Origin of the sequence: Sporosalibacterium faouarense (genome assembly GCF_016765695.1) — a bacterium.
Lineage (GTDB): Bacteria > Bacillota > Clostridia > Tissierellales > VENL01 > Sporosalibacterium > Sporosalibacterium faouarense.
In genome coordinates this window covers 85,628-95,256 of sequence record NZ_JAETGO010000023.1, presented here as the reverse complement: position 1 = coordinate 95,256, position 9,629 = coordinate 85,628, and the positions used below count along the sequence as shown (strand labels likewise).

The following is a 9,629-nucleotide window of genomic DNA, read 5'->3' as shown; positions in this document are numbered from 1 at the left end:
ACGCTCATATCTTGCTTCAAATTTTCTCCTTTGAAGTAAACTCTAGACCCTTTTTCCCCTCTGTTTGGATACATAGTGATGTCGTCAGAATCAGAAATTTCTAATTCATCATAAATACGGAACACGTCTATATATCTATATGTAATAATTACATCTACATCATTAGTTCCGTTATCAATAGTATGCATTCTGTCAAATCTTACGTTTTGAAGTCCTAAAGAGTTATCCACTGTAAAATCAATTGAATTTCCTCCCCCAAATTTATCAAATATAGGGATACTATTCTCACCTTGATAATATAGGGCAGTTACGATTTTTTTATCACCATTTGAATCCTCTGGAACCCCATCTCCATCACTATCGACAGTGTCTACATTATCAAAGTTTGTACCTGTCATATTTATAAGATCTGTTGCTTTCTTTACTGAAGAAGGAGATATATTGCTAAGCATAGGCATATTTTCTTCACCTATATAATATGTAATCCCTTCAATTATAATTTCAGTACCGATAAATTCTGGATCAACTTCATATTGAACTATACTATCATTACTAGCTGCTACTGGATCACCTAGAGCAGTTAATCTACCTTCTTTATCTATAAAAGTTACATCGGCTTCTAGGAGGTTGGCTCCTCTAATAGTAAGATAATATATACTAGGACTTTCTAGTGTATTGAATTTCTTAGTTATATTTATTTCATCTACTGTAACTGGTTCTGCTGCAGCCACTACAGTTTCAATGGTGCTATAGGGAACAAGCCCTATCATAAGAATGAATATTAGTGCAAAGCTAATAAGTCTCTTAAATATACTGCCTTTCATTTACTTTCCTCCTTTTGTAAGATGTATCTTTTTATTTCAATCCCCATCTTATGTCAACTTCGTTTTTCCCTTTTCTTCTACTAATATCGGCAAATTATTAGTATTTTTTTAGCTTCATAATATTACAAATAGGTTACAAAATAATTCTTATATATATATTCTATATTAACGCATTCCTTTCCTGCCAAAGAATGGGCTTTACTAATCTAAATTGTTGGTCCAATTATACCTTATATTGCCTATATCTCCCAAGTTTATATTCTTAAATCATAAAAATAGTACTATTATACTATTTTGACGTTTTTTATCATAATTTGTTTACAAAAAAAAGAAAATAGACTGCATGATGGGTGGGGTACAGTCTATTTTCTCTACAAAATCTATATTAAAGTATTTGGTAATTGCTTTGGTCTTTTACATCTATAGTATACGAAACTTTTTTATTTTTAAGGTACCCTCTTTAAACTTTTTTTTATTTTTATTTCTATTTCTTATGTCTATAAGGACAAAGTATATTTATCTATGTTATATTAAATATGTTGATTAAAATAATAGGTGTGTACAAAAAAATTGAATACATTGAATAAACTGTTTCTTAAATTGTGTGATTCTTTTTAAAAATATATTTTCATAATCTAGGAGGTTTTTATGGTTATTGCAGTTATTGACGGTCAAGGTGGAGGAATAGGAGTTAAAATAATACAAGAAATTAGAAAAAATCTAGATTTAAATTTAGAAATCCTAGCAATTGGAACAAATTCTATAGCTACTTCTTCAATGCTAAAAGTAGGGGCTAACCATGGGGCTACTGGAGAAAACCCTGTGGTCTTTAATTCTCCAAGAGTTGATGTGATTTTAGGACCAATTGCAATAGTTCTTGCTAATGGTTTAAAGGGAGAAATCACCCCTCGAATGGCTGAGTCCATTTCTTCTAGCCCTGCAAAAAAGATATTGCTTCCGTCAGGAAGATGTAATGTTGAAGTCGTAACTTCAAGTGATGATTCTCTTTCAACCCAAGTTGACATTTTAATTAAGAAGTTAAAAAAAATAATATCCAACTAAAATTAGTTAATATGAAAAGGTATGAGTGTTCGATAGTACTACTTAAAGTGTATAGGTTAAGCTTACAGCATAGTGTTTTAGACTTGTTTTGCTTTAAAAGTTCATTAAGTTAATCTAAATGCTTTAAGTTAATACTTAAACATAGTGTTTATTAAAAAAAGCATGAAAAAGACTTAGAAATGTTCCTAAATCCTTTTCATACTAAAAATTCATAAAATATAATGCCCCAAAGTTTATGAATAACTAATTTGCCATAGATATTACTCCCTATCTGAGGAGTATATAAACTTATTGGACTCACATATTAAATTATCTTCTGAGTCCAGTAACTTCATTTGTATAGTAGACTTATTATCAATATTTACATTTGATAAGCTTATGGATGTCTTGTCAATAAAGGTATACTCATACAGTTTATCATTTATATATAATTTAGAATTGGGATAGAGATTCTTTCCACTGATTGTAAACTTATTGCCATCAAATTTCCCACCCTTAATAACTATATTATTTAATTCTTTATTATAGCTATTATTATCCCTAATTATCCATTGTTCATCTTCACCTTCTCCATTGTTATTATACATGTTCTTAAATTGAAGACTTTTATATATTCTATTATACTTTTCGAATTCTTCATTTCCTTGGTTTATAAATTCATTATTTTTGTTTACAGCATAGATTGGGCTGATTACAGATATTTCTTGGGATAGCCCATATAGTTGTTTAAAATAGTTTGGCATCTCAAGTCCTGCATATCTAAGTAAATATGGTGCCATAAAAGATGTATTTAATGTGCCCATATCTTCTGAGACACTTTTATAGTTTGAGTATAAAATAAATGGTACAGAGTAAAGATCCATTCTCCCATTATTTACAGAATTTGCATTCATAAAATCTAGTTCATTATATACTTTAAGGTCCATACCTAGTATTGGCAAGTGGTCTCCAAAAAACAATACCATGGTAGGCTTCTTTTGCTTGTCTATATAGTCTACTAATTTCCCCAATGCCTTATCTGCATCATAAATACCTTGTGAATAGGTTCTGAGAATTTGCATTGATTCATTGTCCAAGTTATTTTTAACGTCTACATCAAGTCCATAATCTTCGTATCTGTCGTCATTATAGGGTCCATGGTTTTGCATAGTAACTGCAAATAGAAAAAGAGGATCATCGGTTGATTCTATTTCTTGAATTATAGTATCAGTGACATATTCATCAGATATGAAGAACCCTTTATAATCAGGATTTACCAAATATTCTTCACTAAGAAACTCATCAAAACCTAATAGCTTATATACTTCTCTTCTATTCCAATACCAGCTTTTATATGGATGAATTGCTTTTGTCTTGTAACCTTGATTCCCTAAAATGCTAGCTAAGGATAATGAAGGCTCTTTTACTTCATTTGAATAAAGCATATATCCCGGGTCATAATAGCTAGTTGAATTTCCTGTTAATAATTCAAATTCAACATTTGAAGTTCCTCCTCCAAAAGCTGGAGTCTTAAAATATCCATAAATGCCTTTTCTTCTAAGCTTATCCACAGTTTCAGTTACATTCACATCGAGCTTAAGATTATCCATTAAAGTTGGGTCCCAAAATGTTTCATTCATAATAATTATGATATTAGGTTTTTCTTCTGCTCTTTTATAATTATCATCTATTAAAAAGAACTCTCCATTGTCCCAAAAATCTATGTCATTAAAATCAGACTGTTTTTGTAGTTTAGAATAGAAGAATTGTACGAATCCCATATCTTCTAATGAAGCAGTTTGATTATTTATACCCATTCTATCCGTAAAGCTTGTACTAGTTAGAGTTACTATCGCCATTATAAAAAGAATAATTCTATTAGTTATACTGAAATTTACTTTTGATATTTTAAATAAGGTATAGCATATTACAGCTATTATAATTATTCCTAGAATCAAAAACATAATCATTCTAAAATTTACAGCTAATCTTGATATAGATGCCATTTCATTAAAGAGTGAAAAATCTTTTGGTATTAATGGAATATTCCTTAAGCTAATTTTAATGCTATTCATAAACGATAGAAAAATAATTACTGCACTACTAATGACAATTGAAATATTGATATTTATCAAAGATGCAAGTAGTGAAATAATGGATATAACTATAATATAATTCCAGATGATTGAAATAGGATTATTTATCATCCATGACAAAGTCTTTTCAACCCCTCCTCTGAATAGCAATTCAGAAGTAAATGTTAAAAAGATAGACATAAACACAATTATAATATAGCCCAATTTGTTTTCCTTACTAAGTCTTGTTTCTTCAATACCATTGGAGTGTAGTAGTAATGTGATTTTTCCAATAAACTTTCTTTTTAGTATATTCATTTCAAAATCCTCATATAATTTATTTTAGTAAAAAGTAATTAACTTAAACATCAAATTTAACATACACTTAACATTATACTACTAAATTTCGTTATTTCAAAACATTTTTTACAATTTATGGCATATAAAAGAAGCGACTAAAGAACTGTCGCTTCTACTATGCCTATTACCACTTATTAATTTTACAGATTATACTATGGACTCTATATATTTTTGCTTTACTGCTAAAACAAAAAATTACTAATTAGCTTAATCTTTAACATTTTTTTTAGCATTTATAGTGTCTATAATAATGAAACAAATAATTGCAATACAGAATATAATAGTATATCTATACAAAATTTTACCTATCCCAAAAATATGAATAAGTGTTGTAATACTTATAATGCCAACAAATATAGTTAATAGTAATTTCATACGCCAGTTTATTTTGTTATTTCTAAGCCAGTCAGGTAGCACAAGTAAACTCAAAAAATATACAAACAAATGAAAAAAACTATTTATTCCTAGATTAGTGCACATATACACTAAGAAACTTATTATTAAGGATATTAGTATTAACACAATTGACCTTTTTGCTGTGCTTTCCAAATATATCACTCCCCTTTATAAAATTATACCATATTAATATATTAATGTAAATAAATGTATGTAAACTTCTTTACATTTTCTTTATTTCATGATACCATATATATATATTAATGGCCATTGATATAGTTACTATCAAAGAAGGAGTGTGAGAAATGAATAAAAAGAAAGAACTTTTAGCAATTTTACTAATTGCTTGCTTAATAATCACTGCCTTTCCACTTAATGTTTTTGCTACTGAGGAATATTTCTCAAGTGATAAAGAAGTATACACAGATGAAGAGCTAGGTTTCACATTGGAAAGAAATATCGATGATGATAAAATTACAGTTTTTGTAAAAACTCTAAAAGGAGTAATACAAAACACCATAGTAAACGATAACGGAAAGATTTATTTAGATGGAAATGAACTAAACAATAATTTCATTGATAATCTATCTAGTAAATCTTCAAATTTAGACCATAGCTCATCTTTATATTCTACTACTGAATCAATTGACTGGGGTTCTTGGCACTATTCATCTGACGAAATATCAACTGGGGGATTATCGACTGCTATAATCGCAGGTATAATAGCGGCTACTGCACCTTGGGTAGGAATTACTATTATTGGTGTTATTGCTGCTGCGGTTGCAGGTAAATATGATACTATTCAAATCGAGTGGCAAATACGATATGGCGATGATGATGAATTTTTCTATTACGAGAGGTATACAGACTTTTATGGAGATGGAACACATATAGGAGGTCCATATTATGATACCGGTAAGGAACCTCTAAAATAGTCTACTTAGGTGATTAATTAAGTACAAATAAGGAAACTAAAAAAATTTAATTTACTAAAAAAGGCGGCGAAAAAATCGCCGCTTCTTCATGTTCTTAGTATGGGTACACGTAGTATTTGCGAGCATTGGTGAAAGTCACCTAATACTTTACCTTCTATTTGTTCTACTTATATTTTCCCTACCAATAAATAATGTTCATTTTTATTGTTGTTGATTATACTGTGGCTCTTCACTTTTAACAAAATTAACTCTGTTTTGTAAAGTTTGAGCTATATTATCTGCATTTGTAGATAGCATATTAAACATTTGCTGTGCATTCTTATCATCTGTATCCATGGAAAATGTTTTAAAATCGGCAGCCAACCCTTTTGCACTTGCTAAAGCCTTTTCTAATTTATTTATTGTAGTCATAGAGTGCTTCTCCTTTCACTTTTCATTAGCTTCAATCATATTATTTGTCATATAACTAAAAATATTATGGGATATTAGGTATTTCCATTTTCCTATTTTTTGTATTTACGAATAGTTGTCCTGATGAATCATATTGAGCCAAAAGAACCTCTTCAAAGCTACCAACTTCAAATGCCTTTAGTTGTTGAGATAACCATTTTTTATCTTTTTGTAAAAATCTAAGATTTCTATCCTCAATCTTTCCATCTATTATAAGGGGAATGGCTAAGTTTATGGGGGCTGAAGGAATCCCTATTACTTTAGGTGTAACAGGACTTATTTGAGATTTAGCTATAACAGATACTTTTCCATTGGGTTCAATTATAGCATATCTAACATCAGATACATTCTGATAACCCTTAGTTCTAAGCTCTGATAAAAGTAGTGGTAAATTCATTCTTGCTCTTTTTAGTTCCTTCTCATTTATTTTTCCATCCATAATCACCACCGAAGGCTTTGAATCTATATTATAGAAAAATCCTTTTAGAGATAATGAACCTAAAATAAGTGTTGTTATTACTATAGCAAAAACTCCTACCGTAACCTTTGAGGCTATTTTATAAGCTATAGGCTCTGCTGCAACTGTTGTTAAAACCATAATAGCTCCTAAATCATAGGCTGTCATTTCTGCTATTGATTTCTTACCTATAAGCCTTATGCCAGTCCATGTTACAAATAGCATAACAACGCACCTTAAAATATATACAATTATATCCATGATATTGCCTCCTTAAGGTTCAGGTACTAATTTTTTGGCATTTGTCCATTGTTCTTGAGCTGTTAGAATATTACTTAATGTGATATCTAACTGCTTTGCTTCAGCCCCTCCAATAATATAGTTTAAGTGATTTTCAAAACCAGTAAACTCTGCTTCTGCAAAGTTAAACATTAATAGATGTTTATGCTTTTTCCAAATATCTTTAAGTTCATATGTAACTTCTAGAACTTTATTCCATTTTTCTTCTTTCGCATAGGTTTCAGCTAATTTTAAATTAGTATCTATCTTATCTTTAAAGGTCATATCCATAATAATAAAGTATCCCAGAAAAATAGTTATAATTAAAATAATTAATATAATATTTATAATGTTATTTCCCATAAATTCACCGCTTTTTATTAGAAGGATTATGATAAACTACCATTAATTTATTATAACTATTTCTACAAAAATATATGTACTTAATATTAACTCAAAAAAAGTGCCACCTGTTTAAAACAAGTGGCACTTACTTAAAACTATACTAGCTTTCGTTCAACTATTTCCTTTACTATAAATGAAGCGACATTATTGGCAAAGCTTCCCGATCCAAATCCTGCATCATATCCAAGTTCTTTAGCTAATTCATGAGAAATACGTGGTCCACCACATACTAATACAATCTTATCTCTCATACCTTCCGCTTCTAAAAGCTCAGTCAATTCAGTTAAATTTGGTATATGAACATCCTTTTGAGTAACAACCTGAGATACTAATATTGCGTCTGCATTAAGTTCAATGGCTTTAGCCACTAGCTCTTCATTGGGAACCTGACTACCTAGGTTATAGGCTTCTACCATCTTATATCTTTCTAAACCATAATGACCATCATAGCCCTTCATATTCATAATAGCATCTATTCCTACAGTATGAGCATCTGTGCCAGTACACGCCCCTACAATTACTACATCCCTCTTAATATTTTCTTTAATAAAATCTTCAACCTCATACTTTGACATTATTTCAACGTCTACCTTTGGCACTTCTATTTCTTCGTAATTGACAGTGTGTTGACATTTACCATATACTACAAAGAATGTGTATCCTACTCCTAAATCATGGGAGTGAACAACACTTGGTTCTTCCAATCCCATTTTTCTTGCCAGTCTCCTTGCAGCTTCGTCTGCTTCATCTCCATACGGAATAGGTAAAGTAAAGCTTAATTGCATCATTCCATCATTTAATGTGTCTCCATAGGGCTTTACCCTAGTTAAATCCACCTTTTCTAAAGCCATTACTTTTCACCTCCAAGCATCAACTGGATAAATGGATTGTAATATTTTTCATCCTTAATTGTAACTCCGTCAAGTCCTTTTCCTCCATCACGAGGTCTCTTCACTCCACCAAATTGTCCTTTTTCTATCGTGCTGAATAAGCCTTCCTGTTCAATATCTTTAAGTAGCTTTTCTGCATTTTCCAGAACTTCCTTAGCTCTACTTTGAATTATTCCGTCCTTTTTAAATTCTATTTCATCCCCTATATTTCTAGCATTATTGAAGATGTATTTTGCATTCTCAATAGATAGCATTCTATCTTGAAGGTGAGGAGTGTGAATTGCTTCCGTTGGCATGCCTAATAATTGAATTCCTTGATTTGTCCATATAGATATCAGATTAAATAATGCATCCTGTAAATGTCCCTTAAATATATCTCCTGTCATAAACTTAGTTGGAGGCATATACTTCAAAGGTGCCTTAGGGAATATTTCTCTAGCCATTTGTGCTTGAGCTAATTCCCATAAGAATCCATTTTCAATATTTGGATTCATTTCGAAGGCATGACCCAATCCCATTTGTTCCTCAGGTAATCCAGCCTTTTTAGCAAATTGCTCATTGATGAACTGGGAAGCTAATACTGTATGGGCTTCTTCCACTGCATCTGCTGTAGTTAAATAATTATCTTCGCCAGTGTTAATGATTATTCCAGCAAATCCATTTATAATTCTAGAGAAATACTGGTCAACTATTGTTCTTTGCATATTAATGTCTCTAAAAAGAATTCCATATAGGGCATCATTAAGCATCACGTCAAGTCTCTCTAATGCTCCCATAGCAGCTATTTCTGGCATACATAGTCCCGAACAATAATTACATACCCTTATATATTTGCCAACTTCTTCACCGACTTCATCAAGGGCTTCCCTCATAAGCCTAAAGTTCTCTTGAGTTGCATATGTTCCTCCAAATCCTTCTGTGGTAGGCCCATATGGCACATAATCAAGTAAGCTTTGAGCAGTTGTTCTTATAACTGCAATTACATCGGCCCCTTGTCTAGCTGCTGCTTTCGCTTGAATGATATCTTCATAAATATTTCCTGTAGCAACTATAACATATAAATAAGGCTTTCTTCCTTCCCCTATTGTATTTAGATAGCTTTCTCTTTCATCTCTCTTTTTAGCTATCTTTTCTACATTTTCTCTAGCTATTTTATAAACTTCATCTCTTATCTCATCATCATTAGCAACAGAAAGCTTTGTAATATCCAGTTCCCCTCGACTTATTTTCTCAGCTATCTCTTGGGGAGTATTTCCAGTTTGGACAATCGCATTACCTAGCCAGTAAGCTGCTCCTAAAGGTAATCCTCCACCTTCCATAATATTATCAACTACCACGTTTGGTAGAGGCTTTTCTATTTCATCCACACCATCAACACCTAGAAGCCTTACTACTGTTCTTTCAATTGTGCTAGTAGTGTGTCTGTCAATAAAGTCTTGAACATCCTCTGCTATGTTCTTAGCCGCATTTCTTGCACTATTTATCTTATTAACATCAAGATTAAGCTTGCTATTCAT

Annotated in this window: 9 protein-coding genes; 2 read left to right on the top strand and 7 right to left on the bottom strand. The window is 31.0% G+C overall.

All coding sequences use genetic code 11. The features are described from left to right. The coding region (locus JMO20_RS03705; RefSeq protein ID WP_202708183.1) for a hypothetical protein at window positions 1-824 on the bottom strand (824 nt) is incomplete at its 3' end. Between the two features lie 648 nt (window positions 825-1,472). Between JMO20_RS03705 and JMO20_RS03700 the strand changes: the two genes are divergently transcribed. Next, window positions 1,473-1,886 (top strand): DUF3842 family protein, encoded by a 414-nt coding sequence (locus JMO20_RS03700; RefSeq protein ID WP_202708182.1) that lies wholly within the window; start codon window positions 1,473-1,475, stop codon window positions 1,884-1,886. Between the two features lie 260 nt (window positions 1,887-2,146). Here JMO20_RS03700 and JMO20_RS03695 read toward each other — a convergent pair whose 3' ends face one another. Next, complete coding sequence (locus JMO20_RS03695; RefSeq protein WP_202708181.1) at window positions 2,147-4,258, bottom strand: LTA synthase family protein; 2,112 nt, start codon at window positions 4,256-4,258, stop codon at window positions 2,147-2,149. Between the two features lie 743 nt (window positions 4,259-5,001). Between JMO20_RS03695 and JMO20_RS03690 the strand changes: the two genes are divergently transcribed. Next, window positions 5,002-5,631 carry a hypothetical protein gene (locus tag JMO20_RS03690; RefSeq protein ID WP_202708180.1) on the top strand — a complete coding sequence of 210 codons (630 nt, stop codon included), beginning with the start codon at window positions 5,002-5,004 and terminating at the stop codon, window positions 5,629-5,631. Window positions 5,632-5,832: 201 nt separating this feature from the next. Here the strand turns inward: JMO20_RS03690 and JMO20_RS03685 are convergent, their stop codons facing one another. The 5 genes from JMO20_RS03685 to kamD all read right to left on the bottom strand — a co-directional run bounded on the left by JMO20_RS03685 (window position 5,833) and on the right by kamD (window position 9,629). Further along, window positions 5,833-6,042 carry a DUF1657 domain-containing protein gene (locus tag JMO20_RS03685; protein ID WP_202708179.1) on the bottom strand — a complete coding sequence of 70 codons (210 nt, stop codon included), beginning with the start codon at window positions 6,040-6,042 and terminating at the stop codon, window positions 5,833-5,835. A 64-nt stretch (window positions 6,043-6,106) separates the two neighbouring features. Further along, on the bottom strand, window positions 6,107-6,799 hold the full coding sequence (locus JMO20_RS03680) for a DUF421 domain-containing protein (RefSeq protein WP_202708178.1): 693 nt from the start codon (window positions 6,797-6,799) through the stop codon (window positions 6,107-6,109). Window positions 6,800-6,811: 12 nt separating this feature from the next. Next, window positions 6,812-7,180 (bottom strand): hypothetical protein, encoded by a 369-nt coding sequence (locus JMO20_RS03675; protein WP_202708177.1) that lies wholly within the window; start codon window positions 7,178-7,180, stop codon window positions 6,812-6,814. Window positions 7,181-7,317: 137 nt separating this feature from the next. After that, complete coding sequence (gene kamE / locus JMO20_RS03670; protein WP_202708176.1) at window positions 7,318-8,073, bottom strand: lysine 5,6-aminomutase subunit beta; 756 nt, start codon at window positions 8,071-8,073, stop codon at window positions 7,318-7,320. Then, entirely contained in the window at window positions 8,073-9,629 is a 1,557-nt protein-coding gene (gene kamD, locus JMO20_RS03665; protein ID WP_202708175.1) for a lysine 5,6-aminomutase subunit alpha, read from the bottom strand. Before kamD ends, kamE begins: the two co-directional genes overlap by 1 nt.

Excerpts from the sequence above, each read along its gene's own strand:
- JMO20_RS03700 (WP_202708182.1), top strand. The coding sequence starts at position 1,473 with ATGGTTATTGCAGTTATTGACGGTCAAGGTGGAGGAATAGGAGTTAAA.
- JMO20_RS03695 (WP_202708181.1), bottom strand. The coding sequence starts at position 4,258 with ATGAATATACTAAAAAGAAAGTTTATTGGAAAAATCACATTACTACTA.
- JMO20_RS03690 (WP_202708180.1), top strand. The coding sequence starts at position 5,002 with ATGAATAAAAAGAAAGAACTTTTAGCAATTTTACTAATTGCTTGCTTA.
- JMO20_RS03685 (WP_202708179.1), bottom strand. The coding sequence starts at position 6,042 with ATGACTACAATAAATAAATTAGAAAAGGCTTTAGCAAGTGCAAAAGGG.
- JMO20_RS03680 (WP_202708178.1), bottom strand. The coding sequence starts at position 6,799 with ATGGATATAATTGTATATATTTTAAGGTGCGTTGTTATGCTATTTGTA.
- JMO20_RS03675 (WP_202708177.1), bottom strand. The coding sequence starts at position 7,180 with ATGGGAAATAACATTATAAATATTATATTAATTATTTTAATTATAACT.
- kamE (WP_202708176.1), bottom strand. The coding sequence starts at position 8,073 with ATGGCTTTAGAAAAGGTGGATTTAACTAGGGTAAAGCCCTATGGAGAC.
- kamD (WP_202708175.1), bottom strand. The coding sequence starts at position 9,629 with ATGAATAGCAAGCTTAATCTTGATGTTAATAAGATAAATAGTGCAAGA.